Genomic DNA, 25,528 nt, shown 5'->3' with positions numbered 1-25,528 from the left:
ACTTGCAGCGAGGCGTGTTGATTTGCCCATGGAACGCTTTCCTCACGGATGCGACCACTTATTGCTGGCCGAATTGTCCCGCCAGGTATTCGCTCGCTGCGAACTTGCCGTGGCTCTGACGGAATCGCCCGGCCAGATCACGCGCACCTTCTGTTCCACGGCGATTGCTCAGCTTCATCGGCAATTCGTGGAGTGGATGGAAGCTCTCGGAATCACTTGCCGCGTCGATGCTGCGGGAAATCTATGGGGCAAACTTCATTCATTCGCCACCGACGCTCCCTCTCTCATCGTTGGCTCGCATCTCGATACGGTTCCCAATGGCGGTCGCTACGACGGCTTGCTCGGCGTGATGCTGGGCCTCGCGCTAGCGGAAGCATCTGTTCGTAGCGGCACAATGCTCCCTTTCTCGTTAGAAATCGTGGGGTTCAGCGAAGAAGAAGGCGTTCGCTTCAGTGTGCCGTTCATCGGGTCGCTAGCGGTGATTGGTGAGTGTGACGACGAACTGCTATCACGAACGGATCGCCAGGCTATTTCCGTTGGCTCTGCATTACAGTTGTTTGGCTGTGTTCCGACCGCGATCCAATCGGCGGCAATCTCGCCGGCCCATGTGCTCGCATTTATCGAACCGCATATCGAACAAGGCCCCGTTTTGCAAAGCGAAGGCTTGCCCCTGGGAATCGTCACGGCGATTGCCGGGCAAACACGCGCGGTCGCTCACTTTCGCGGCGAAGCTGGCCACGCGGGAACGGTGCCGATGAACCTGCGGCGCGATGCGCTCACCGCGGCGGCCGAATGGATATTAGCGGTCGAGGATCTTGCGCGGCGCACGCCGGGTCTGGTAGCAACGGTGGGATTCATCGAGGTCCTTCCCGGGGCGGGTAACGTCATTCCGGGCGAAGCACGAGCCAAACTTGATGTTCGCCACGCGGACGATGTGATTCGCGGCGCTGCAGTGGCAGCAATAGTCGATGCTGGCAACGCAATTGCGATTCGTCGTGGTGTTGGCTTTCAACTATCGATTGTCCACCAGCACGATGCGGCAGCGATGAGTGCACCCATTGTTGCCGCCCTGGAGCAGAGCCTGTCGGAAGTGGGAATCGCACCACGGCGGCTGGTGAGTGGCGCGGGGCACGATGCGGCGGTGATGGCTCGTCGCTTTTCAACCGGAATGCTATTCGTACGCTGCCGAGACGGCATCAGCCATCATCCAGACGAATCGGTGACGGTCGAAGACATTACCGCCGCGCTAACGGTACTGTGGTCCTTCACGCAACATCTGGCACTGCAGCCATTGGCAACCATGCGAAACAACAAGGAAACCTAGATGGATGTTTTCGGTGCCACGCGCTCGCGCGTCAGGTCGAACTATGCCTTAATCACGCCGGACACCTACGTCCATTCACCGCTACTCGGCTGGGAGAATGCGACCGCCTACTTTCACATCACTCCCGAAATGGGCGCACGATTCACGCAGTACACGGCAGTACTTGCGGCCGGCTCGAAGAGTGGTCAGCCGCATGAGTCGGTCGAGCGGCTGATCTATGTGTTGGAAGGAGGCGTTTCCGTCGATTGTCCTAGCGAGGGCAAAGGGACTTCTCTGACGACTGGCGGATATGCCTTTTTCCCAGCGGGGACAAAGCATCTGCTTACAGCTACGGCTGCCAGCAGATTGATTGTGTTTGAGAAGGTCTATCGACCGCTGAAAGACAGCGCCGCGCCGCGCGTGATCATGGGCAACGAAGCCGATGTGGAAGCGAAGGCGTTTCTCGGCGATGACGGTGCTCGGCTCAAAACGCTGCTGCCAATCGAACCCGCCTTCGACTTGGCCGTGAACATCTTCACGTATCAGCCCGGCGCGACATTGCCGTGCGTCGAGATTCACGTGATGGAACATGGCCTGCAGATGCTTGCCGGTGCGGGCGTCTATCGACTGGGCGAAGACTACTATCCCGTGGCTGCCGGAGACATCATCTGGATGGCCTCGCACTGCCCGCAGTGGTTTGTGGCGATGGGCAAGCAACCTGCACGTTACATTTACTACAAAGACATTCACCGCGACGGTCTTGAGGAGAAGGGATGACGACGCTTCGGTTGTCGATCAACGGCGAACAACTCGGTCGCAATCTCGATCGACTGGCCGAGTTTTCTGACTCGCCGTTTCCCGCGGTCACGCGGGTTCTGTTCACTCCCACCGACATGCGCGGTCGGCAACTCGTTCGCGACCTGATGGAAGAGGCCGGCCTGAAAGTTCGCATCGATCCGGCTGGCAATATTTTTGGCCGTTGGGCGGGAAGCGATCCTGAACTGCCACCGGTGGCCACAGGTTCCCACTGCGATGCTATTCCGCATTCCGGCCGTTATGACGGAACCGTCGGTGTGCTGGGGGCCATTGAAGCGATTAACGCACTACGTAGCAGCGGATTCCAGCCGCGCCGTGCTCTCGAAGTGATCATGTTCAATGCCGAAGAACCGACGCGTTATGGGATCGGCTGTCTTGGTAGCCGCTTGATGAGCGGACGACTATCGCCGCAGGCAGCGGCCGATTTGCGCGACGAACACGGCGAATCCTTTGAAACGACTCGGACCGCTGCCGGTTGCACTGGCTCGCTGGACGCAGTTCGCTTGCCGGTCGGTTGTTATCGCGCATTTGTCGAACTGCATATCGAACAAGGTCCGCTGCTCGAAGCGCAGAATCTTCCCATTGGGACTGTCACCGCCATCGCGGCCCCCGCAGCGCTGCGCGTGACGTATGTCGGCGAAGGTGGCCATGCCGGCGCGGTATTAATGCCTCAGCGCAAGGATGCCCTGTTGCCGGCGGCAGAGCTTGCCCTGGCTGTCGATCGCGCGGCGCGCGATCTCGGCGGGGCAGATACGGTGGCGACGGTAGGGATTTTGGAGGTTCACCCGGGAGCTATCAACAGCGTACCGAGCCGCTGTGAAATGACGGTTGACGTTCGGGATATCGATCTGGCCCGGCGAGACCATGTGCTGTTCGCCATTGAGCAGCAGGCCGAAACGTCCGGCCAGCAGCGGAATATTGCCACCACGGTCACTCGCATCAATGCCGACCCTCCCGCCCGTTGCGATGCCTCGGTGATTGCTGCCATTGAAGCGGCCGCCGCCGATGCTCAACTTCCCGCATTGAAAATGATCAGCCGGGCTTATCACGATTCATTGTTCATGGCCCTGATTGCTCCAACGTCGATGATCTTCATCCCTTGTCGCGGCGGCGTTAGTCATCGCCCCGACGAGTACGCGTCTCCTGCTGCCATTCGGGATGGTGTCGAAGTCCTCGCCCGCACCCTTGCACAGTTGTCTCAAGATTGAACCTACGATGACCGCCCACCTGTACAGTCAAAGTTACGGCAAGTCGCGCGTCCGCCTCTCGCGAATCACGCGCACTGGCCCGCGGCATGAATTCATCGAGTTAACCGTGGCGATCTCGCTGCAGGGGGATTTCGACGCCGCCTTCACCGCCGCCGAAAACCGCGCGATCATCGCTACCGACACGATGAAGAACACCGTGTATGCGCTCGCGAACGAGCACGGCGTGCCCAGCATTGAGGCCTTTGGTCAGAGGCTGGCAAGTCACTTTCTCGATACCTACGCGCACGTTAGCCAAGCCAGTATTAAGCTCGTCGAACGTCCGTGGACGCGAATCACCCTCGATGGCGAAGAGCACGCGCACAGCTTTGTGGCCTCTGGCGGTGAAGAGTATTGCTGCGAGATCACCGCAACTCGCGGTTGTACGAGCATGCGATCCGGCTTGAACGGCCTGCGGGTGCTAAAGACAACCGCTTCGGGATTCGCTGACTTTCTGCGCGATCAATACACGACGTTGCCGGAGACCAACGATCGGATTTTTGCCACGACCATCGAAGCCAGCTGGCCCTGCACTCATTTGCAAGCCGATTGGTTTGCAATTCGCCAAGCGATTCGTGAAGAGATGCTGCGAGTGTTCGCCCGCGAGTTCAGCCCTTCGGTGCAAGCGACTCTGTTTCAAATGGCAGAAGCTGTTTTCGCTCGCACCGCCGAAATTGTTGAGATTTCAATCACGATGCCGAATCAACATCATCTGCCTGCCAATCTGGCTCCCCTCGGGTTGAAGAACGCAAACGAGACGTTCATTCCCACAGATGAACCCCATGGATTGATCAGTGCCGTGGTTAGACGTGGTGAAAAAGGCGGATCGCCGTGAGCCTTATGCCAACCATCTTCGCGCTGCGCAGTACTCGAGTCGTGACACCGCAGGGTGTGCGCGAGGCTGTGGTGATTGTCGAGTCCGGAAAAATATCACGCGTGCAAGCTGTTAGTGATTCGGTCGCGGGCATTCCGCTCAGTGACTTGGGCGATCTCGTTGTCTCGCCCGGCCTTGTCGATGCCCACGTGCATGTCAATGAACCGGGGCACACCGACTGGGAAGGGTTTGAAACGGCAACTCGCGCCGCGGCGGCCGGTGGGGTGACAACGATTGTCGATATGCCGCTCAATAGCTTGCCCGTAGCGACAACGCTCGCTGCTCTTGCAGAGAAACGGTCCGCGGCTGCGGGCAAGTGCTGGGTCGACGTTGGTTTCTACGGCGGACTTGTCCCGGGCAACTCAGGCGAAATGCAATCGCTGGCAGAGGGTGGAGTGCTGGGAGTGAAGGCCTTCCTGTGTCATTCCGGCCTCGACGAATTTCCGAACGCCACCGAAGAGGATCTGCGCGCTGCGATGCCCCAGCTGGCGAAGCTGGGACTGCCACTATTGGTACATGCGGAACTGCTAACGGCACCTGCTTCGAAGGTAACCGACGTTCGATCCTTCGCACAGTTCGTTTCCTCGCGCCCCGTGCAATGGGAACTAGATGCGATTGAGCTGATGATTCGGCTCTGCCGCGAATTTCGCTGCCAGGTGCACATCGTTCATCTGGCAACCAGCCAGGCCTTGCCCATGCTGGTTGCAGCGAAGCGCGAAGGATTGCCGCTGACCGTCGAAACTTGTCCGCATTATCTGTTCTTCGACAAGCAGCCCATCGCCGATGGCGACACTCGCTTTAAGTGCGCGCCGCCGATTCGCGAAGGTGAAGCGGCTGCGCTGTACCAAGGGTTGTTGGACGGTACGATCGACACCATTGGCTCGGATCATTCGCCTTGCCCGCCGGAGATGAAGCGAGCCGATGTGGGCGACTTTTCGAACTCCTGGGGCGGAATTGCTTCGCTGCAGTTAACGCTCTCCACCGTCTGGTCGTATCTTCAACGGCAAGGTAACAGCGATCTTTCACAATTGTCGCAATGGCTGTCTGCTGCACCAGCACGGCTCGTGGGCCTTGCCGATCACAAGGGACGCATTGCAGCGGGGTTCGATGCCGACCTCGTGGTGTGGGATCCGGATGCGACTTGGACCGTTGATGGCCGGCAATTGTTCCACCGCCACAAGTTGACTCCCTACGATGGCTGCACGGTGCGGGGGAAGGTCGCGCGAACGTATGTGCGCGGCAACCTGGTATTTGCCGATGGCGTTCATCTGGAACATCCGGTCGGCGAGCTGATTGATCGCAAGCAGGGGAAGGTTCGCTGATGTCTGCAGCAACAACGATCAATTCGCTGCCTGAGCAAGCTGCTCGACAGGTCCTGGAAAACTGCTGCGCCGCGCCAGGTTGGGTAACGCAGATGGTCGCTCAGCGACCGTTTGCCAATGACGCAGAGTTGTTTGCGATGGCCGCAACAATCTGGTGGCAGTTGCCGCGCGAGCAATGGCAGGCCGCGTTTGCCGCTCATCCCAAGATCGGCGATATCGACAGTTTGCAGAAAAAGTATTGCAGCACCGCGAACTTGGCTGCGGGCGAACAAGCAATCGTATCGCAGGCGACTCAGCAAACACTGCAGGAACTGGCGGACTACAATCGCGAGTACGAACTGCGGTTCGGCTACATCTTCATTGTGTGTGCCACCGGCAAGAGCGCGGACGAAATGTTGGCGCTGCTGAAATCGCGCCTTCCCAACGAACCGGATTATGAGATTTCGATCGCAGCCGCTGAACAATTGAAGATTACCCTGCTGCGTCTGCAAAAAATGGCGGCTGCGGCAACCTAAATTTGGAAATCAGATTCGATGCCCGACAACAGCCCCATCACGACACACATCCTGGATGCTTCTCGCGGCTGCCCAGCAGCGGGTGTGCATGTCCAGCTAGAAAAGCTCGTCGACGGTGAATGGCAACCTTGTGGGGCGAGTCAGACCAACAGCGACGGCCGCGTTGTCGACCTGTTGTTGCCTTCGGCATTCACGAGCGGCAGCTATCGATTGACGTTTGCCACTGGCGAGTACTATCAGCAACTGGGCACGGTCACGTTCTATCCCCAAGTCGTTATCGAGTTCATCGTGACCGATGTATCGCAGCACTATCACGTGCCGTTGCTGCTCAGTCCGTTTGGATATTCGACCTACCGCGGCAGCTGAATCAGGCCAGAATATCGGTGACGATACGCGCCGGGCGATTATCGATCAGCTTTTGCGCCAGGCCGCTACTGTGATAGGTGAGTTTGGCAGGGTCGAGGCCGAGCAGGTGGAAAATCGTGGCCTGATAGTCGTTCGGCGTGACGACGTTCACCGCCGCGCGATGGCCAACTTCGTCCGTTTCGCCGTAGGTCATGCCACCCTTAAAGCCGCCGCCAGCCATCCAGATCGAAAAGCCCTGGCCATTGTGGTCGCGGCCGACGTTATCGTTCAGCTCGCCTTCGCAAACAGGCAGACGGCCGATTTCGCCGCCCCAATGCACAATGGTCGTATCGAGTAGGCCGCGCTGCTTCAGGTCGGTCACGAGCGCCGCTGCAGGCTGATCGGTTCGCTTGCAGATATCTGGCAAACCCTTCTTGATGGTGTTGTGCGTATCCCACGGTTGGCCACCGAGAAACAGTTGCACAAATCGCACGCCCCGTTCCACGAGCCGGCGAGCGATGAGGCAACGCGTGCCGTACTCGCGAGTCGCATCTTGATCGAGGCCATACAACTTGTGGATGTAAGCGGGCTCTTGTGAAACATCGAGCGCGTCCTTGGCTTCGACTTGCATGCGAGCGGCCAGTTCATAACTGGCGATGCGTGATTCGAGTTCGGCTTCGCCCGGATGCTGATTGGCATGTCGCTTGTTGAGGTCGTTCAGAAAGGACAGATTTTGCTCCTGCAGCTTGCCGCGGATTTGCGGCGGCGCATCGAGATTCAGAATCCGTGGCTCCTTCGCACGCAGCACGGTTCCTTGATACAGAGGAGGCATGAAGCCGCTCGACCAATTGTGCGTGCCATCGACGGGATGACCACCGGGATCGGAAAGGACCATGTAGGCCGGCAGGCTCTGCGACTCACTGCCAAGACCATAGACGATCCAGCTGCCCATCGTTGGCCGGCCGGTGATGCCGGCAATACCGCCATGGAAATAGCGAATCGACACCTCGTGCCCGTTGTGGCCGGTGTGCATCGAGCGGACGACACACAGATCGTCGACAATGCCCGCCGTGTGCGGCAGCAATTCGGAAACATCGGTGCCGCATTGCCCGTGCTTGCTGAATTTCCACGGAGTGCCAAACAGCTTCTTGTTCGCACGATTCACAAAGCTGAAGTGCACATCGCCGCCGTACTCGGTGCCGCTCTTCGCGGTCAGTTCCGGCTTCGGATCGAGCAAGTCGACATGGCTGGGGCCGCCATGCATGAACAGCGAGATCATCGCATTGGCGCGGGGAGCCAAGTGAGGCGCACGGGCCCGCAGCGAGAGTGGCAAGTTCTCGCCGGGCTTGCTAGGTGTTTCGGCCCGCAGCTTGTCCCCTTTGAGCAAATGAGCGAGCGCAAACGCGCCGATGCCGAAGGCATTCGTGGCCAGAAACTCGCGGCGATTTTGGGGCTGATTAGTCGGCATATAAAAACTCATTGCTGCTAAGAAGTTGTTGGCAGAGGTTCGTGAAGGCGATCAGATCCAGATCGCCCTTTTCGCCTTGCTGGCGGAGCTGAGCCCGTTGGGCGTTCACAAACCGCAGGCCCATTTCAAGCTCTTCCGTCGTCGCCGGTCGTTGATAGGCAACCTGCCACGCATAGGCCAATTGCTGGGGCAACGAAGTGCTTTGGGGACCGTGAAAGTCGGTGGCACTGTTCCAAGTGAGAGGCTGCTTGTCCGACTCAGCAACCGCTGGAGACAGCTTGAGTTCGACGGGCCATTCGAACGAGTCCGAATTCACGTCGCCGCGACAATCGACCACCAAGTCGATGATGTCGCCAGGTTGGATTTCGATGCTGGCGATTTCACTTGCACTTTCGCTGGTCTTGGCTGACCATTCGCCCAGCAGGCCAAGCCGGCTCGAGACGATCCGCCCGCGTACACCATCGCCGTTGGGCGACGGATGCTTCAGCTTGCCGGTGACCGAGAGCAAGCCGGCGTGCGGCGGGCTCCAGCGACGAATCACCGCGTGCGCGGCATCGTTGCCCGGATGACCGCCAGCAGCAGTCAGTAGGGACCAACCGACCGTGGCATCGGGGAGCGCTGCGCCACCTTGCCAACTGCTACCCGTGAAATGCGGCAAGGGCGTGTACGAAGCCACCTGCTTGGTTGCCTCATCGAACGAACCATAACCAAACTGCCAGGCATCTGCCTGATTCATATGCTGGGTCTTCAGTGCCTTAACAAGGTCCCCGGCAAAGTCGGTCGGCGTTTCTTTGCGAATACGCTGCGCGAACAGTGACGCTTGCTTCAGGATGAAGTCGCTATTCATCAGCATCAGCGATTGCTGAGCACCCGTGCTGGAACTGCGACGTTCGCAATTGACGGTCATTACCGGTGCATCGAACGTCGTCAGAAACGAGACGGCCTTGGTCCGCAACGACTGCAAATAAACGCTGCGGCGAGGTTGCTCGTCCTTGACGATCACCTGACCCACAAAATCTTCTTCGACGGCGACCGAAGGGCCAAACAAAGTGCGATTGAGTTGTCCGCTGGCGACGAGAATCTTGTCGCGCAGCACTTCCGCATCCAGGCGGCGAATCGGAAAGCGGCTATAGAGACTGTTTTCGGTATCACCCTGCGCGTTCACGTTGCGTGGCGAAGCTTGCCGATAGACGCCCGAGAGCAGAATCAGCTTGTGCATTCGCTTCAAGCTCCAGCCATTGCGGGGCAGTTCGCTCGCTAGGTAATCGAGCAGTTCCGGATGCGTGGGTCGCAAGCCCAGAATGCCGAAGTCGCCGGGCGAATCTACTAGACCGCGGCCGAAATGATGCAACCAAATGCGATTCGCCAGCACGCGACCAAAAAGTGGATGCTCGCCACTGGTGATGTGCTTCGCAAATGCCAACCGCCTGCCGCTCGTGGGAACTGCAGGGTCTTTGTCGGCAATTTCCAGACGCTTTCCATCGGCAGCCAGAATCGTGAGATCGCCCGCCTTCACGGCGGCACGCGGATCACGATAGTCGCCGCGATGAAAGAGCTTGGTTTCTGGCAATTGTCCGGGCACTTCGTTCAGCACGCTCACAAACTCTTCGACGGGCTTCTCCTTGCGCTTGGCATCCATCTTGGCCTTGTCAGCCTTGAGTTCGTTGGCAGCGGCCTCGTCGTACTGGTAGAGAACACCCGGATTGACGTTGAGTTTTGGATTGGCGGCCAGCAGTTGCTTTTGTTCTTCGGTTCGCTTGTCACCCGGTGTGGTGTACGCCTCTTTGAGCTTCGGCCGTTGATCTTCAGGAAACTTCAGCAGTTCCTTCTCGAAGGTCGCCGTCACGAACCGGGCTTGCTTCTCGTTGTATTCCGTTTGCATCTTTTGCACTTCAGCATCGACGGCTGCTGCCAGAGTGCGATCGGCATCTTTGTAGAGCGAGACGAGGCGCTGTGCGGGCCTACGCCATTGAGCCGGATTGAGCGCCGGCTCAAAGACAGCGCGCAGGCGAAAATAATCGGCCTGTGGAATCGGATCGTATTTGTGGTCGTGGCATTGAGCACAACCGACCGTCAGACCCAATAGCGATGAGCTGACAATCTTGAGCGTATCGGCAACCACCTGGTTGGCACCGAGCGGAACATCACCGCCGGTTGCTACCGGGTCTGCTGCCGTGCGCAAGAATCCCGTCGCCGCGAGCGTGTCGATTTGTTCGGGGGTGAGGTTGTTCCAAGGCTGAGGAACAAGTTCATCGCCAGCCAACTGCTCGATGATGAATTCGTTGAGCGGCTTATCGCGATTGAGTGCGCGAATCACGTAGTCGCGATAGCGCCAGGCATGAGGCCGCTGCGTATCGTCACTGCCGTTTCCTTCGCTGTCGGCGTAACCTGCCACATCCAACCAATGCCGAGCCCAGCGTTCGCCATAATGGGGCGAAGCGAGATAGCGGTCGACCATTCGTTCGTAGGCCAGGTCCGAACTATCGGCCGCGAACTCGGCAATTTCAGCTTCGCTCGGCGGCAAGCCCGTCAAATCGAGCGCTACGCGTCGAATGAGAGTGAGCTTGTCGGCTGCGGGCGAATACGTCAGCCCCTTTTCCTTCAGCTTGGCCAAAATGAAGTTGTCGAGCGGAGTCAGAATCGGACCCACGCTTGAATCGAGTTGTGGCGGTGCCGGTCGTTGAATGGGCTGGAACGACCAGAAGGCTCGTTCCTCGGGAGTGATATCGATTCCAGGTGGTAGATTTTCGGGCTCAACGCGGCCTGCGATGGCACCTTCATTGATCCAGCGTTCGATCAGGGCAATTTGGTCGGCCGGCACCTTCTTACCTGCGGGAGGCATTTCGCCGCTTTTCATGCGTTCGAGGAGCGTGCTCTTGGCGGCCATGCCAGCAGTGATGGCCGGGCCACTATCGCCACCTTTGGCGGCAAAGCGAACCAACCGGAGATCCAGGTTTCCTTCCAGCTTGTCTTCGGCGCCGTGACAATCGAGGCAATAGACTCGCAAGATGGGGCGTATGTGCTGCTCGAAGGTGAGTTTCTCTTCTGCCCGCAGCGAGGTCGCGGCAGCGTGGAGAAACAGCACTCCACCCAATAGCAAAGGAAGGGTTAATCGCATCGCAAATCCGCGCGGGGCTTTGATGGGAACAGACACCAGGTGGGAGAGAGGCGGGTCTGCATGAGATAACACCTTCGACTGTAGCCCAATCGCGAAACTGAAGCAATGCGCCGAATGGAGGGGTGAACAGTTACTCCTGAGGGGAAGTACCTCTCTTCAGTGTTGGCGGCTGGGCAAAAGTGAGCCAATCGTTTCGTGCAACAGTCCGCGCCGCGGGGTAAAACAGTCGCTAAGGAACAGGGCATTTGGATCACGCTCTCCGCAGGAAGGCAAACCGTGAACAATCGATTTCGAATCCTCTTGGCAATCTTCCTTTCGCTCTGCAGCTGGCAGCAAATGCTCGCTGCCGATGCGAAACGCCCCAACATCTTGTTTCTCCTTAGCGACGACCATAGCTATCCGTACCTCAGCACCTATGGCAGCCCGAATGTCAAAACGCCGGTGCTCGACGAACTGGCCGCGGAAGGGATGAAGTTTCATCGCTTCTTCACCGGTGCGCCGCAATGCGTTCCCTCGCGAGCCACGCTCATGACCGGCCGGTCGCCAGTCGCTGCCCGCATGACGCGTTTCTCGTCGCCGTTGCCGCGCGACGAAGTGACCCTGCCGGAACTGTTGCGAGACAAGGCCGGCTATTACACGGGCGTGTGTGGGCGCAGCTTTCACCTGGATGGTGCTGCTCGCGCGGGTGCCTCGGTGGCCAAGGTGTTCGAAGACAACAATCTGAAGACCTTCAAGGATCGCGTTGATTTTCTCAATACGTGCAGCGATGCAGAAGTCGCTGGCAAGGTCTCGGAGTTTCTCGACCAGAAGCCCAAAGACAAGCCCTTTTTCTTGTGGGCCAATTTCAGCGATCCGCATCATGTCTGGAATGCACCCGCAGCGTTTCGGCCGGATCCTGCTTCACTGGTCCTTCCTGCCCACTGGCCCGATTTGCCGGGCTTGCGCGAACAACTGGCCGATTACTTTGCCGAGATCAATCGGCTGGATCGTACGATTGCCGGAGTCCTGAAAGCGCTCAAAGATCGCGACTTGATGTCGAGCACCATCATTGTGTTTTGCGGCGACAACGGCGCAGCGCTTCCTCATGGCAAGGGTTCGCTCTACGACCCCGGTTCGAACGTGCCCTTTTTTGTCCGCTGGCCGGGTGTGGTGAAGCCCCAGGGCGAATCGCGCGTTTTGCTTAGTGGCGAGGACCTCGCCCCTACGTTGCTGGCCGCCGCCGGTGTCGAAGCGCCTGCCAAAATGAGTGGCCAGAGTTTTCTGCCGCTGCTGAAAGGCGAAACCTATCAGCCTCGCAAGCATGTGTTTGTCGAACGCGGGCCCCACGGCTCGGCGCCAGTCACGGTGAACATGAGCAATTCGGGTTATGACCTGGGCCGAGCGGTACGCAGCGATCGCTATAAGTTCATCTACAACTGCACGCCCTGGATTCCCTATTCGCCGGTCGATTCTGCAGGCGGGGCAGGCTGGAAGGAGATGCAGGCTGCGAATGCCGAGGGAAAGCTCTCAGCCGGCTTGAAGGCAGCCTACTTCACTTCGCCACGACCGGTCTATGAATTGTATGACCTGCAAAGCGATCCCTCCGAACTCAACAACCTGAGCGGCAAGCCCGAAGTGGCTGCCGTCGAACGCGAACTGCGCGAGGCCCTCGCTGAAAAAATGATTCTCGACTTCGACTATCTGCCCCTGCCCGCACTCTTCGACAGCGACGGTCGGCCGATGCAGGGAACCAAAAGAAAAGGCGCCAACAAAAAAGGAAGTTGAACGTCGGTGGAGTTTTCTGTGAACGAGAATCGCCACAAGGACAATCAGATGCCAACTCGAATCTCGGCAGTGGTGCTGCTGCTTCTCTTCTCTGCCGGTGGCTTGGCGGCAGAAGATCAAGTCGTCGAGCAACGTGCCGCCGAGCGAATGGCCGCCGAGCGAATGGCCGCCGAGCAACTGTTTGTTCGCCGCATTGCTCCGCTTTTGCAGTCGAAGTGCCTGGCTTGTCACGGCTATGAGGGGAAAGAGCGCCAGGGCAATCTCGACCTGCGCAGTCCTAAGAGCACGCTGCGTGGCGGCGATAGCGGACCCGCAGTGGTGGCGGGAAAGCCCGAACAAAGTCCGTTGTATTTGGCCGTCACTCGCGCCTCAGCAGACTGGTCGGCCATGCCGCCCAAGGAGTCCGAGAAGTTAACGGCTAATGAAGTTGGCTGGATCAAGACCTGGATTGCAGCGGGGGCACCTTGGCCCGACGCGGCGCGGTCGCGAGAGATCGAACGGGCAAACTCTGCCCAGTGGTCGGCCGAGGATGGCATCAGCGTGAAGACTTCGGGCGGGCTTTCTGCCGCCTGGACCGAGCGAAAGTACAAGCCCGAGTCATTGTGGGCCTATCAACCCATTCAGAAGCCCTCACTGACGGCGAAGGGCAAGCATCCCATCGATCAACTCATTGAGGCCAAGCTGCCCGTTGGGTTGACGGTCGCGCCAGCCGCCGATCGTGTGACGCTCATTCGCCGCGCGACGTACGACCTCACCGGATTGCCACCAACGCCCGCTGAGGTGGCCGCGTTTGCAAGTGATGAGCGGCCGTTGCAAGTTGCTTTTTCAGCGCTCGTCGAGCGGTTGCTGGCTTCGCCCCACTACGGCGAACGAATGGCTCAGCATTGGCTCGATGTGGTTCGCTATGCCGACTCGTCTGGCTTTGCCAACGACTACGAACGAGGCAACGCCTGGCGATATCGAGACTATGTTGTGCGGTCGTTCAACGATGATAAGCCTTACGACCAGTTCGTGCGCGAGCAGATCGCGGGGGACGAAATTGACTCAGACAACTCCGAGTGTCTGGTAGCCACCGGCTTTCTACGCATGGGGCCCTGGGAACTCACGGGCATGGAAGTCGCCAAGGTCGCGCGGCAGCGATTTCTCGACGATGTCACCAACAGCGTCGGCGAAACCTTTCTGGCACACTCGCTGCAATGTGCCCGCTGTCACGATCATAAGTTTGATCCCATTCCCACGCGCGATTACTACTCCATTCAAGCTGTCTTTGCGACAACACAACTGGCCGAGCGCGAAGCTCCCTTTGTGCCACAAGAGAATGTGAGCGGCTTTGACGAGCGGAAGTATCTCGAACAGCGGCGTACGGAATATCTCGAGGTTTTGAAACAACTCGACGAAAAGCTGTTGGCTAATGCGGCCCGCTGGTTTGTGGAACAAAAACGAGATCCGGCGGAATGGAACAAAGCAGTTCAGCAAGTTAGCGGTCGCCGCGGCGAAAGAGACGGCGGCGGCATCTTTAATGGCGCGCGAAATCTGCTGCTGCAACAGAAGCTGTCCGAAGAGGACTTTCCGCCAAAGCTGGTCGGCTTTACGCCGCAGGATTACGGCCTGGAACGAGTGGCCCGCAAAGGACTCGAACGCCTCAAGTGGGAACTCGAACGATACGAACCCTATGCACTCGCCGTGTACAACGGCCGTACGCCGCAACTGCGCTCGGTCAACAGTCCGCTGCGCATTCCAGCCGATCGTGAGACGACGGGTGAACTCGAAGTGACCTGCATTCTGACCGGCGGCGATCCGTTTTCACCGGGCGACAAAGTTCGATCCGGCGTTTTGAGTGTGATTGCCAATGGTGAAATGGCCGCAGCAAACGACCCGGGAATCGACGGCCGGCGAATTTCACTCGCGAATTGGATCGCCAGCAAGCAGAACCCACTTACCGCGCGAGTGATGGCGAATCGCCTCTGGCTTTGGCATTTCGGCCAGCCGCTCGCAGGGAATCCCAATAACTTCGGCTCCACTGGAAAGCGACCGACGCACCCCGAGTTGCTCGATTGGCTCGCCAACAAGCTGATGGAAAGCAACTGGTCCCTCAAGGCGGTGCATCGAGAAATTCTGTCATCGGCGGCCTATCGTCGCAGCACCCAGCATGGGGATCTTGCATCCGTGAAAAGGCTCGATCCGCTAGGTACCAGCTACGCGGTCTTTCAGCCTCGACGCTTGAGTGCCGAAGAGCTGCGAGACTCGCAACTGGCCATCACCGGCGAACTCAATCGCACGCTCGGCGGCATTCCGAACCGCCCCGAGATCAACCTCGAAGTGGCACTGCAACCCAGACAAGTGATGGGGACCTTTGCCGCAGCTTGGATTCCCAATCCTCTCCCTGAGCAACGGCATCGCCGCTCGTTGTATGCGCTAAAGCTACGCGGGCTGATCGACCCGCACCTCGATGTGTTCAATGCTCCGGGTCCCGACTTCTCTTGCGAATGGCGCCAGGCTTCGCTGATCACTCCGCAAGTCTTCACTCTGTTCAACGGCCAGGCAAGTCACGCGCGGGCTTTAGCGCTTGCCCATCGCGCGGTGAATCAAACCACCGCGGACGACGAAGCCCTCAAGCACTGCTTTTCGATCATCTATGCGCGCCAGCCCACGCCGGACGAATTGCGACACTGCCTGAACCACTGGCGCGAGATCGAGGCCCTGTTACCCGAAGTTGCACATGCTACCGCGAACAGGCAACCACTCGAGGTTGTCCGCGATGCCGTAGAAGAAAACACCGGCGAGCGGTTCACGTTCCGGGAAAAACTGCACGCGAATGCGGAGTTTGTGCCCGACCTGCAACCGGCCGATGTCTCGCGTCGCACCCGCGCACTCGCCGACATTTGCCTGGCTCTCTTCAATTCCAACGAGTTCGTCTATGTCTATTGAACAGCGACGAGAATTTATCCTCGGTACGGGACTTGGCCTCGGCAGCGTGGCGCTCACCGCGCTGCTAGCCGACGACGCGCCGCAAAGCCCCCAGTCGCTGGCCCCGCCTCGCGCTCATCATCCCGCGAAGGCCAAGAACTGCATCTTCTTGATGATGGAAGGTGGCCCCTCGCACATCGACACGTTCGATCCCAAGCCCAAGCTGGCTGAGATGCACCTGCAAGACTTTGTCCGCGAGGGGAAGCAAAAGTCGGCGATGGAGAGTGGCCGGCGATACTATGTGCAAAGCCCCTTTCGCTTTCGCAGGTGCGGCGAGAGCGGCGCCGATATGGCAGACAATTGGTCCCACCTGGCGAAGGTCGCCGACGACCTCTGCTTCTTTCGCGGCTGCCAGGTCGACAGCGTGAATCATCCGACGGCCATGTATCAGATGAATTGTGGCAATCGCTTTGGCGGCGATCCCGGTCTGGGTTCTTGGGTCACGTATGGCCTCGGCTCCGAGAATCGGGATTTGCCCGGCTTCATGGTGTTGCCAGAAGTGAGCTATCCGCAGGGTGGTGCCGCCAACTGGAGCAATGGCTACCTGCCCCCGCACTATCAGGGAACTCCACTGCGTGCGCAGGGTTCGCCCATTCTCGATTTGCAACCACCCTTGGGGGTCACTGCCGAACGGCAGCGGAAGAATCTCGATCTTGTTGCCAAGCTGAATCAGGCTCATGAAAAGCAACATCCCGAGCATGCTGAACTTGCTGCCCGCACCGCAAGTTACGAATTGGCCTTCCGCATGCAGCAACAGGTGCCGGCAGCGCTCGATCTGTCACGCGAATCGGCAGCAACTCAAACCCTGTATGGCATCGGCCAGAAAGAAACCGATTCGTTCGCCAAAAAGTGCCTCCTCGCGCGCAAGCTCGTCGAGCAAGGAGTGCGCTTCGTACAACTCTATCACGGTACCTGGGACAGCCACGATTACATCGAACGGGCACATGGCAATCTGGTTCGCAACGTCGACCAGCCTATTGCGGCCCTCATCGCCGACCTCAAGCAGCGCGGTTTGCTGGAGAGCACCCTCGTCGTCTGGTGTGGCGAATTCGGCCGCACGCCCGATAACGGTGTGCGCGGCGGCACAGCATACGGCCGCGATCACAATCCCAATGCGATGACCGTCTGGCTGGCCGGCGGAGGTTGCCGGGCCGGTCACACCATCGGCGCGACCGACGAACTTGGCTTAACCGCCGTCGAACACGTCCACCACGTCCGAGACTTCCACGTCACGCTGCTGCACCTGCTCGGCCTCGACGACAACCGCCTGACCTACTATCACGCTGGCCGGTTCAAGCAACTGAGTCAATTCGGCGGCCAGGTCGTTCGCGAACTGCTGGCCTAAGCTACCGCTGGCCTAATCTAGCGCGGGCGACCTAAGGCCGGGAGCGAAACTCGGAAGGCGTCATGCCGGTCGCCGAGCGAAAGGCCCGCGTGAAGGCGCTGTGGTCGCTGAAGCCGCAGGCGTGGGCAATCTCGGCCACGGTTGAATGGGAATCACGCAGCAGGCGCGACGCGGCCGCGATTCTCGACTTGGTAATGAACTGGTTCGGAGTCAGACCGAAGAGCCGCTTGGTCAGGCGCGCGAGTCGTTGAGAGGAAAGCTGGGAACGCTGCGCCAGCCAAGCGGGTGTGACATCCGACGACAAGCTTTGCTCGAACTCTTCGAGCGCGCGGGCAAAGTCCTGCGGAATCTCGTGAGGCTGCACCGCCGCGCGAATGTCGCGCGAAAATCCGATCAAGCCGATGACTTTGCCACCCGCATCAACAATCGGCAGCTTGGTCGTCAAGCACCAGACCGGGTCGTTGGGTCGATGCAGTTGCATTTCGAGGTGATCCACCAGCGGACGTCCCGTGCGCAGCACATGCTCGTCCTGTTCGGTGGGAATGCGGCCCAAGTCGCCAGAGCAGATGTCGCGCGGGCATTTGCCGATGACTTGCGACCGGTGCTTCAATCCATGCCTGGCAACCAACGACTCGTTCACGGCGACGTATCGCCCGGCCGCATCCTTCACAAAAAAGGCCACGTCCGGCGAACGGTCGAACAGCCGCTCTAACAATCCAAGCTCCACCTGCGAAACGCGCAGGGGCAGGTCGACAGCGGGCTGCTTTGTGCGCGGATTCACGTTTCGGTGCGATTCTGAGCCAAGAGAATGGTGGGCGGTCAGACTAAGATTAAGGGCTCCCACCTGATGACACTAGCAGAGGAATGAAACCACATGAAGCCCTGCCTCTCCTTCGCCTGCCTCGTCGTTTTGTCGATTGCGAATCTGGTTCATGCTGCGGAACCAACCCAGGTTCCCAAGCATCAGACCAAGTCTATTGAAGGCTGGACATTACTCATCAGCGACGCGTTGATGGAGCAAGACAAAGCGGGAACCGAACAGGCGCTGGAACTGCTAACGGCCCAGCTGCAAGAGATCACACGCGTAGTGCCGGCAGCCGCTGTCGCGGAACTACGAAAGGTGCCGCTCTGGTTCTCCTCGGAATATTCCCAGGTTCCACCCCGCGCCGAGTATCACCCCGGTGCGGGCTGGCTGCGCGACAACCATCGCGATCCGGCAATGGCGAAGGCAGTCGAGTTCACGAACATCCGCATCTTTGCCCGTGAAACGAAGCGGATGCCCAATTTTACACTGCACGAACTGGCCCACGCCTATCACGACCGCGTCCTGGCCAAAGGCTTTGGGAACGAAGAGATCAAAGCGGTTTTTGAGCAGGCCAAAGCGAAGGGCCTTTACGATCGCGTCGAACAGCGTTTTGGAGATGGTCGCTCGGCCAACGTCCGCGCTTATGCGCTGACGAGTCCGATGGAGTATTTTGCCGAATGCAGCGAAGCGTTCTTTTCGACCAACGACTTCTTTCCCTTCAGCCGCGAGCAACTTGCCAAGCACGATCCGCAGATGTTTGCGCTCCTGAGCAAACTCTGGCTGTGCGCTACCGAGCCCACAGGGGCAGAAAAGCTCGATCAGGCTCCCAAACAACCACAATCGCCGCAGACTGAAAGCAAGCCTGCCGATCTCAAGAAGCCGATCAAGGTTTACATCATGCTGGGCCAGTCCAACATGCTGGGCTTTGGCAGAGTCGGCCCTAAGGAAACCAAGGGCTCGCTGGAGTACTTGGTTAAAGAAAAAGGCAAGTATCCGCATCTGGCGGATGACGCCGGCAACTGGAAGACGCGGTCGGATGTGCGGTACGTCCATGTGATGGATCAGCGCGGCGTCGACTACAAAGACATGGAAAAGTTTGGCGACGTTCGCAACGAATGGCTGACACCCAATAAATCGTTCGGTCCTGAACTGGGCTTCGGGCACGTCATGGGGAACTTTCACGAAGAACCGGTGCTGCTGTTGAAGGCATGTATCGGGAATCGTAGTCTCGGCTGGGACCTGCTGCCGCCCGGCAGCGAGCGATTTGAGCACGAGGGCAAGATCTACGCGGGCTACAAAGACGTGGCTAACTTCTGGGCCAAAGACACCGAACCGAAGCCCGTTCCCTGGTACGCCGGTCGTCAGTACGACGCCGATACGGCCCATGCCAAAGCCGTGCTGAAGAACCTGGAAAAGTACTATCCCGGTTATCAGGGGCAAGGGTACGAAGTCGCGGGCTTTGTGTGGTGGCAGGGACACAAAGACCAGAACGCCGCGCTCGCCGGTCGTTACGAGCAGAACCTGGTCCGACTCATTCAGACGCTACGCAAGGATTTCGACGCGCCGAAGGCAAAGTTCGTGCTGGCCACAGGCTGTGGTAACCCCGGACGCGAAGGCTTTGGCTTGCAGATTGCCGAAGCGCAACTGGCCGTCGATGGCGACAAGGCGAAGTACCCCGAGTTCAAAGGAAATGTGAAAGCCGTCGATACCCGCGACCTGTGGCGCGAAGCGGATGTCTCCCCCGTCAATCAAGGCTACCACTACAACCACAATGCCGAGACCTATTACGAAACGGGCGAAGCACTAGGCCGTGCGATGGCCGCCATGTTGCAAGGCGCGAAGTGACACGCGCCACTGAGACGGTACGAATCACCTGAGTCGGCTTGTCATCATCGCCGATGGCATGAGTGCCAACTTCTGCGGCTGAAGCGGTACCACGCGCTGCACCTTCCAGCCAGGCACTCTCTACGCCCCTGCAGCTTCCAGAACCGGACGATTTTTTAAAAAGTACTTGCGAATGAATCACGGGCGCGAGATATTGGTTCGTATGTGAGCCATATGTCGTGCGCATTTAGTTAGTACTTGAGTTGTAGTGAGAGGGTGAGAAGGTAGGTTTTCTTGGTTAACCGAGCCGCTGGCGGCTGTTGGGTGGCTAGTTGCGGGCAGAGTTGTTTCAAAGATCAGCCCCTCACCCCGACCCTCTCCCCGGAGTACCGAGGAGAGGGAGTGGGGATGGGGGGAGCGGCCGCAAGCGGCTCGGTTAACCAAGGATAGCGAATGCGCGCGCAGGCATTTGTCTCGCACTTTCCCTCACTCCCACTCTCCCCCTCTTTCCCGCACCCGGAGTTCGAAACATGAGCAAGAAAAAGAAAACAAACAGCATCTTTCGCGCGCCGAAGCCGAGGGATCTGGAGATCTACGAGCGATGCTCGACGCATGGGGTCTCGCAGCGGATGGTGGCGGCGGAGTTTGGCATCTCGCAGCCTGCGGTGAGCAAGATTTTTCACAAGCTGCAGCGCTGGGAAGGTGAGCCGGAACTGACGACCAATCGCGAGACGGAACACAAGAGCGAGCAAGGGCGGATTCAGCGTTTGCACATGCTGACGCGTCAGCACAAGCGGCGGCTCGACATGGGTTACTCGCAAATGTGCGAGAAGTGGCGGGCGTCGCAAGAGCCGCAATTCAATGCGAAAAAACGCAAGTTCAAGGGTGAATTGATGGTAGAAACGTCGTCGAAGACTCGCGACGGCAACCCGCGATTTCTCAACGATGCAATTCGCATGAGCGAGAAGATGCTGAAGTTTGAGGGGATCAAGCTCGATGGTACGGTCGACTTCGAGACGAAGAATCGGCTGCCGGAAGAACCCGAGATGACCTACGACGAGCGGATGGCGGAGCAGCGGAAGTGGATCGACGCGGCGCTGCCCGAGGTGGAGAAGTGGGAGGCGAAGGAAAGGGAGAAGGAAAGGCAGAAGGAAGAACGCAGAATGCAGAATGAAGGGAAGCTACGAGAAGTTGCCGCTGCCGCATTGGCTCCCTCTCCTCTGTACTCAGGGGAGAGGGCTGGGGTGAGGGGCGAGCGCTGGGAAAGTGGGCTGGGTTCAGAGGAGCGTTGGCGAGTGGGCAACGAGATGTTGCCGGGCGGTAGTGCAGAAGCCGTTGAACCCCCGGGGCAGGCGTGGGGGCGGATGGAACAGGAGGGGCGAAGGGAAGAATTCAGTGCCTGCGAAAATGGTTATCAAACGGTTATCACCGAAGGCGGAAAAGTGCCGGAAATAACGGTGGTGGAATCGTGCGAAGTCGTTGAGGGAGTAGAGGATAGTGACGACGGTGTTATCGCTGAAATTATCGACGAAAAAGTTATCAAAACGGAGGCAAAGATCGAGCGAGTTGGCAACGCGATGTTTCCAGGCGGTAGTGCAAAAGCCAATGACCCCCCGGGGCAGGCCCGGGGGCGGAAGGAAGAAACGCGGGGGCAGAAGGAAGAAGGTCGAGAGCAGCCTCAACTGGACTCCAAAATCTCCCCCTCTCCCGCTCTTCCACACTCCCACTCTTCCTGCCCTACGATTGAGTTCCTGCGGTCGACGGCGCCGGCGTTTACGACGGAGCGGCATCCATCGGCGCCGGAGAACTACACTCCGAAGCCGGGCTCGGCGTTCAGCGTGGATGCACGCGGCAGGCTAGTGCAGGAAGCAGAAGGCTTTCGCCGGCTGGTGCCGACGAACTGGATCGAGCCGCCGCCGAGTAAATTTCCGGTGCAAACGGTGGAGGAGAGCTTTTGAGGAAGTTCGGAGTGGGGAGTGCGGATTGCGGAGTGGAAGGCAGGGAGAGTTCGCGAGCGGGTTGGGCGATGTTGGCACGCGGTAGTGCAAAAGCCAATAAACCCCCGGGGCAGGCCCGGGGGCGGGAAGAAAGAAAGCGGCCGGGGGCGGGAAGTAGGAAAGGCCCCGCGCTGACCTCCGACCTCCGACCTCCGATTCCCGACCTCCGACACGCGATAGTGCAAAAGCCAAGAAACCCCCGCCGCAGGGGCGGGGGCGGAGGGAAGGGCCCGGGGCCGGAAAGCGAAAATGGCGGGGGCGGAAGGGAGAATGGGCGGGGGCGGAATGAAGCGAGGAAGAGAAGTAGCGATTTAGACTTCGTCTTCGCCGGCGATTTGCATGCGGCGTTCGATGACGTCGGCATCGAGGCGGATGATTTCGCTGTCGGCAGCCAGATCGGTGAGGAGTGCGCGGGGGTCACTTTCGGCCTGCGATTGAAGTTTGAACTTCACCACGAAAGCGCCGATCTGAATGCCATGGCCCGAGTAGACCGGGGGCCAGAACTCTTCGCCACGACGAGCGAGCATGCGGGCCAGCAGACGCGTCGCGCGGCCCGAGTAACCGCCGAGCATCATCTCCAACCGACCTTGCGACTCGCGATGAATGTAGAAGACCACGGCGGCATCTTGCTTGGTCGCATCCCAGGTGCATGCGTCCCACGTGCCGTCCGACTTTTCGTAGTAGATACCAGGTGCGTCCGATTTCTCACTGGTCGAGACTTGTACGCCGCCGCAACACGACGGGGTTTGGGGATCGTGACCGCGATAGCGAAAGAAGATCGGGCAGTGCCGCTTGTTTGCGGATGTAACCGAGTCTTGCGATTCGAACGGGACCGCGCCGAAGGCTTCGGCCAGCAGGATTTCGACGACGGGGTTGCTCTTGTTGCTGCCGAGGCAGATGAGTGCCTTGTCGCCGGCGGCCGAGCAGAAGCCGTTGTAGACCAGCTTGGCCATGTCGACGTAATCGGCAAACGACGATTGCCCCGGGCTGAAGACGAGCGACTGATGAAGTTGCTCGGGATGTGGATCGAACGAGGGCTCTACCGGCAGACCGGCTTCTTTGTCCTTCTCGCGCTTGTGCCGCGCGGTGCCGCCGAGCGAGGTGACGCCGTTGAGCAACTCGCCGAGCAAGACCGAGTCGGAAGCGACCACCCAGGCATCGTCGAGCGAGTCGCCCGGTTCGCCCCGCCGTACGCCCAGGCAAAGTTCCAGCCGGCGACGACGTGCCAGCAGTTCCCAGAAGTGTTCGGGTTCGACGGCGAACAGCCGGCCGGGCAACTCTTCTGCCGTGGCGAAGCCCTTTTCGATGAGGTAGTCGCACAGCTTGGAGAGTGCGTCGAGCGGGATGTATTTGACTTCGTTCTTCAGCAAGGCAGCGACCTGGTGACGATCGAGCCCCGTGTAGTCGCAAATCGCCTTGATGGTGCCCGGGCGTCGCCGTGGATCCGGAACGTGGCCCACCACCTCTGCCAATCGAAAAGAATATCGCATCGCCGTTACCTTTTGTGGCCGTTGTATGCCTGCATTTTGTGGCTGGCTTTTCGCCGCAAACCGCCGAGCAGGGAGTGCTCGTTGACGGTCGTTGGGGAAGCCTTCGTAGCCCCTAAACGCTTACGAGGGCAGATTGCGCCCCGTTTGGCAGACGTCGATTCTAACGCCTTAGGCGCGACAAGCAACCATTAGTTACCTCGCAGGCGAAGAACTCACCCCCCAGGACACTCCGATGCTAGCGGCCGCGATTGAGCATGCTTCGCTGATTCAGATAGTCGATGAAGAGTTCGGCCATCGAACGACGCGTATCGACAAAGATGCGTTCGCAGCCATTGCGCTGGGCGAGGTCTTGAAATTCGTCGTTGAATTTTTTGAGTGCCGCCAGGTAGCCGCGGCGGAGATCTTCGGTCTGGGCCAGCAATTCGTCGGGCACTTCCAGGCCGACGAACTTGACCATGCCATCGAATTCGAAAGCCGCTTCGTCGTGATGCAGCACTTGGAACAAGACCACTTCGTGCTTGTTGTAGCGGAGGCGTTGCAGGATGGGTTCGAGCGATTGCAGGTCGCCAAAGAAGTCGCTGAAGACCATCACGATTTCGCGGCGGCCCATGCGGCTGGCCACTTCGTTCAAGCAGTCGGCCAGAGAGGTCTTTTCGACCGGGTCGATCTTGTCCAGGTGTTGCGTCATGCGAAACACCTGGCTCATCGAATTGCTCGGCGGCACCACGCCCCGAATCTGGCAATCGAACGTCGTGAGCGAAACCTTGTCGCTTTGCCGGACGATCGAATAGCCCAGCATCGCGGCCATTTGCGAAGCATAGAGCAGTTTTTGTTCGCCACCATCGCCGTAACGCATCGAGGCGCTGACATCGAGCACCAGGTGACAGACGAAGTTCGTTTCGAGCTCGTACTGTTTGACGAAGTACTTTTCGCGCGTGAAGTAGATGCGCCAATCGACGTGCTTCGGATCGTCGCCCGGCACGTACTCGCGATGCCCGGCGAACTCGACCGCAAACCCGGCCAGAGGCGACTTGTGGGCACCAGCGAGGTTGCCAATCACGAGACCGCGCGGCTCGAAATGCCGGTCGGCGACGTGGCTGAGCACTTCGGGGTCGAGATAGCGATTGAGGACGGAGTTGGACATGCGAGTTGGTTAATGTTGCTTTTGGAAGCCCGACGCGTGAGCGAGGGGGAACTGTCAATCTGTATCGATCTTCGAATCACCCTCGCTGACGCGTCGGGCTTCATGAAATACAGCGAATTAAGCAGCGGGCTTTTCGTACTTGCGATCGGCGGGGATGGCTTGCAGCAGCATGTCGATCAGCTTTTCGCTGTTCAGGCCGTTCGCTTGAGCGGCGTAGTTGCCAGCCATACGGTGACGCAATGCTGGTTTGACGATGGCTTGCACGTCTTGCACGGTGGCATGATAGCGACCGTACAAGATGGCTCGTGCTTTGGCGGCCGTGACCAGGGTGAGGACACCGCGCGGACCAGCGCCCCAGTTGACCCACTTGTTGACGAACTCCGGGGCTTCTTTGCTATTGGGGCGAGTCGCGCGAACGAGTGCCCAGCAATAGCCGAGTACCTGATCGCTAACCGGAACACGCGTGACGAGCTTTTGGAACTCGACGATTTCTTCGCCGGTGAGAACCGGTTGAATATCGCCGAGTTGGCCGGAGGTGACGCGGCGGGCAACTTCCCATTCTTCAGCCGGGCTCGGGTAGTCGACCTTTACATAGAGGAGGAAGCGATCGAGCTGAGCTTCGGGCAGCGGGTAAGTGCCTTCTTGTTCGAGCGGGTTCTGCGTGGCGAGCACAAAGAACGGAGCGGGGAGGCCGTGAATCTTGCCGCCGGCCGAGACCTGGCGTTCTTGCATGGCCTCGAGCATGGCTGCTTGCGTCTTGGGGGGCGTACGGTTGATTTCGTCCGCGAGGAGCATGTTCGCGAAGATTGGACCGGGGAGGAACTTGTAGGCCCGGTTGTGAGTTTCGGGATCTTCCTGAATGACTTCGGTGCCGGTGACGTCGCTAGGCATCAAGTCGGGGGTGAACTGAATCCGCTTGAACGACAGGTGCAGTGCCTTGGCCAGCGAGCTGATGAGCAAGGTCTTGGCGAGGCCGGGCACGCCTTCGAGCAGCGCGTGCCCCTTGGCGAACATGGCGATGAGCACTTGCTCGATGACGTCGCTCTGGCCGACGATCACCTTCGAGAGTTCGTCCCGCAAGCGGTTGTAGGCCTTCTCGCACTTTTGTACGGCGGCGACATCGTTCTGTTCTTTTTGATCAATGCTCATACGGCGGACTCGGCTCTTAGGCGGGCGATTAACGGGAA

The 25,528-nt window shown here is 59.1% G+C and carries 18 protein-coding genes; 12 read left to right on the top strand and 6 right to left on the bottom strand.

All coding sequences use genetic code 11. From position 1 onward, the window contains the following. Nucleotides 1-28 precede the first annotated feature (28 nt). Genes NA78x_RS19420 through uraH form a run of 7 tightly spaced genes read left to right on the top strand, consistent with a single transcriptional unit; the run spans nt 29 to nt 6,440 of the window. Nucleotides 29-1,324, top strand: a complete 1,296-nt coding sequence (locus tag NA78x_RS19420; protein ID WP_425614031.1) for an allantoate amidohydrolase — start codon at nt 29-31, stop codon at nt 1,322-1,324. Continuing rightward, nucleotides 1,325-2,080: a (S)-ureidoglycine aminohydrolase gene (allE, locus tag NA78x_RS19415; protein WP_425614030.1), complete on the top strand. Its 756-nt coding sequence runs from the start codon at nt 1,325-1,327 to the stop codon at nt 2,078-2,080. Then, nucleotides 2,077-3,327 carry a M20 family metallo-hydrolase gene (locus NA78x_RS19410; protein WP_425614029.1) on the top strand — a complete coding sequence of 417 codons (1,251 nt, stop codon included), beginning with the start codon at nt 2,077-2,079 and terminating at the stop codon, nt 3,325-3,327. Before allE ends, NA78x_RS19410 begins: the two co-directional genes overlap by 4 nt. A 7-nt stretch (nt 3,328-3,334) precedes the next feature. Beyond that, nucleotides 3,335-4,198 (top strand): factor-independent urate hydroxylase, encoded by an 864-nt coding sequence (gene pucL, locus NA78x_RS19405; protein ID WP_425614028.1) that lies wholly within the window; start codon nt 3,335-3,337, stop codon nt 4,196-4,198. Nucleotides 4,199-4,203: 5 nt separating this feature from the next. Then, nucleotides 4,204-5,559 carry an allantoinase AllB gene (allB, locus tag NA78x_RS19400; protein WP_425614027.1) on the top strand — a complete coding sequence of 452 codons (1,356 nt, stop codon included), beginning with the start codon at nt 4,204-4,206 and terminating at the stop codon, nt 5,557-5,559. Then, nucleotides 5,559-6,074 (top strand): 2-oxo-4-hydroxy-4-carboxy-5-ureidoimidazoline decarboxylase, encoded by a 516-nt coding sequence (gene uraD / locus NA78x_RS19395; protein ID WP_425614026.1) that lies wholly within the window; start codon nt 5,559-5,561, stop codon nt 6,072-6,074. Before allB ends, uraD begins: the two co-directional genes overlap by 1 nt. An 18-nt stretch (nt 6,075-6,092) precedes the next feature. Beyond that, nucleotides 6,093-6,440, top strand: a complete 348-nt coding sequence (gene uraH / locus NA78x_RS19390; RefSeq protein WP_425614025.1) for a hydroxyisourate hydrolase — start codon at nt 6,093-6,095, stop codon at nt 6,438-6,440. Between the two features lies 1 nt (nt 6,441). Here the strand turns inward: uraH and NA78x_RS19385 are convergent, their stop codons facing one another. Beyond that, nucleotides 6,442-7,887, bottom strand: coding sequence for a DUF1501 domain-containing protein (locus NA78x_RS19385; protein WP_425614024.1), 1,446 nt, complete (start codon nt 7,885-7,887; stop codon nt 6,442-6,444). After that, complete coding sequence (locus NA78x_RS19380; protein ID WP_425614023.1) at nt 7,877-11,005, bottom strand: PSD1 and planctomycete cytochrome C domain-containing protein; 3,129 nt, start codon at nt 11,003-11,005, stop codon at nt 7,877-7,879. The genes NA78x_RS19385 and NA78x_RS19380 overlap by 11 nt, the downstream gene beginning before the upstream one ends. Nucleotides 11,006-11,281: 276 nt before the next feature. On the opposite strand from NA78x_RS19380, the gene NA78x_RS19375 reads away from it, so the two are divergent. The 3 genes from NA78x_RS19375 to NA78x_RS19365 are packed head-to-tail and all read left to right on the top strand — an operon-like array spanning nt 11,282 to nt 17,081. Continuing rightward, nucleotides 11,282-12,769, top strand: coding sequence for a sulfatase family protein (locus tag NA78x_RS19375; RefSeq protein ID WP_425614022.1), 1,488 nt, complete (start codon nt 11,282-11,284; stop codon nt 12,767-12,769). Nucleotides 12,770-12,787: 18 nt separating this feature from the next. Next, nucleotides 12,788-15,697: a PSD1 and planctomycete cytochrome C domain-containing protein gene (locus tag NA78x_RS19370; protein WP_425614021.1), complete on the top strand. Its 2,910-nt coding sequence runs from the start codon at nt 12,788-12,790 to the stop codon at nt 15,695-15,697. Beyond that, nucleotides 15,687-17,081 carry a DUF1501 domain-containing protein gene (locus tag NA78x_RS19365; RefSeq protein ID WP_425614020.1) on the top strand — a complete coding sequence of 465 codons (1,395 nt, stop codon included), beginning with the start codon at nt 15,687-15,689 and terminating at the stop codon, nt 17,079-17,081. Before NA78x_RS19370 ends, NA78x_RS19365 begins: the two co-directional genes overlap by 11 nt. Nucleotides 17,082-17,112: 31 nt before the next feature. Here NA78x_RS19365 and NA78x_RS19360 read toward each other — a convergent pair whose 3' ends face one another. Further along, complete coding sequence (locus NA78x_RS19360) at nt 17,113-17,862, bottom strand: helix-turn-helix domain-containing protein (RefSeq protein WP_425614019.1); 750 nt, start codon at nt 17,860-17,862, stop codon at nt 17,113-17,115. Between the two features lie 93 nt (nt 17,863-17,955). Here NA78x_RS19360 and NA78x_RS19355 point away from each other — a divergent pair, with 93 nt between their 5' ends. Together NA78x_RS19355 and NA78x_RS19350 are read left to right on the top strand one after the other, a co-directional pair. Then, on the top strand, nt 17,956-19,731 hold the full coding sequence (locus tag NA78x_RS19355; protein WP_425614018.1) for a sialate O-acetylesterase: 1,776 nt from the start codon (nt 17,956-17,958) through the stop codon (nt 19,729-19,731). Between the two features lie 509 nt (nt 19,732-20,240). Further along, a complete protein-coding gene (locus NA78x_RS19350) occupies nt 20,241-21,668 on the top strand; it encodes a hypothetical protein (protein WP_425614017.1) in 1,428 nt (475 codons plus the stop codon). 350 nt (nt 21,669-22,018) lie between these two features. On the opposite strand, the gene NA78x_RS19345 is transcribed toward NA78x_RS19350, so the two are convergent. From NA78x_RS19345 to NA78x_RS19335, 3 genes are all read right to left on the bottom strand, one after another. Beyond that, a complete protein-coding gene (locus NA78x_RS19345; RefSeq protein ID WP_425614016.1) occupies nt 22,019-23,197 on the bottom strand; it encodes a helix-turn-helix domain-containing protein in 1,179 nt (392 codons plus the stop codon). Between the two features lie 235 nt (nt 23,198-23,432). After that, on the bottom strand, nt 23,433-24,341 hold the full coding sequence (locus tag NA78x_RS19340; RefSeq protein ID WP_425614015.1) for a DUF58 domain-containing protein: 909 nt from the start codon (nt 24,339-24,341) through the stop codon (nt 23,433-23,435). Between the two features lie 117 nt (nt 24,342-24,458). Then, nucleotides 24,459-25,490 carry an AAA family ATPase gene (locus NA78x_RS19335; RefSeq protein WP_425614014.1) on the bottom strand — a complete coding sequence of 344 codons (1,032 nt, stop codon included), beginning with the start codon at nt 25,488-25,490 and terminating at the stop codon, nt 24,459-24,461. Nucleotides 25,491-25,528 lie beyond the last annotated feature (38 nt).

This window comes from Anatilimnocola aquadivae, assembly GCF_049819085.1.
In the GTDB taxonomy this organism is placed as follows: domain Bacteria; phylum Planctomycetota; class Planctomycetia; order Pirellulales; family Pirellulaceae; genus Anatilimnocola.
This window is presented reverse-complemented; position numbering and strand designations above follow the sequence as displayed.

Excerpts from the sequence above, each read along its gene's own strand:
- NA78x_RS19420 (WP_425614031.1), top strand. The coding sequence starts at position 29 with ATGGAACGCTTTCCTCACGGATGCGACCACTTATTGCTGGCCGAATTG.
- allE (WP_425614030.1), top strand. The coding sequence starts at position 1,325 with ATGGATGTTTTCGGTGCCACGCGCTCGCGCGTCAGGTCGAACTATGCC.
- NA78x_RS19410 (WP_425614029.1), top strand. The coding sequence starts at position 2,077 with ATGACGACGCTTCGGTTGTCGATCAACGGCGAACAACTCGGTCGCAAT.
- pucL (WP_425614028.1), top strand. The coding sequence starts at position 3,335 with ATGACCGCCCACCTGTACAGTCAAAGTTACGGCAAGTCGCGCGTCCGC.
- allB (WP_425614027.1), top strand. The coding sequence starts at position 4,204 with ATGCCAACCATCTTCGCGCTGCGCAGTACTCGAGTCGTGACACCGCAG.
- uraD (WP_425614026.1), top strand. The coding sequence starts at position 5,559 with ATGTCTGCAGCAACAACGATCAATTCGCTGCCTGAGCAAGCTGCTCGA.
- uraH (WP_425614025.1), top strand. The coding sequence starts at position 6,093 with ATGCCCGACAACAGCCCCATCACGACACACATCCTGGATGCTTCTCGC.
- NA78x_RS19385 (WP_425614024.1), bottom strand. The coding sequence starts at position 7,887 with ATGCCGACTAATCAGCCCCAAAATCGCCGCGAGTTTCTGGCCACGAAT.
- NA78x_RS19380 (WP_425614023.1), bottom strand. The coding sequence starts at position 11,005 with ATGCGATTAACCCTTCCTTTGCTATTGGGTGGAGTGCTGTTTCTCCAC.
- NA78x_RS19365 (WP_425614020.1), top strand. The coding sequence starts at position 15,687 with ATGTCTATTGAACAGCGACGAGAATTTATCCTCGGTACGGGACTTGGC.
- NA78x_RS19355 (WP_425614018.1), top strand. The coding sequence starts at position 17,956 with ATGAAGCCCTGCCTCTCCTTCGCCTGCCTCGTCGTTTTGTCGATTGCG.
- NA78x_RS19350 (WP_425614017.1), top strand. The coding sequence starts at position 20,241 with ATGAGCAAGAAAAAGAAAACAAACAGCATCTTTCGCGCGCCGAAGCCG.
- NA78x_RS19345 (WP_425614016.1), bottom strand. The coding sequence starts at position 23,197 with ATGCGATATTCTTTTCGATTGGCAGAGGTGGTGGGCCACGTTCCGGAT.
- NA78x_RS19340 (WP_425614015.1), bottom strand. The coding sequence starts at position 24,341 with ATGTCCAACTCCGTCCTCAATCGCTATCTCGACCCCGAAGTGCTCAGC.
- NA78x_RS19335 (WP_425614014.1), bottom strand. The coding sequence starts at position 25,490 with ATGAGCATTGATCAAAAAGAACAGAACGATGTCGCCGCCGTACAAAAG.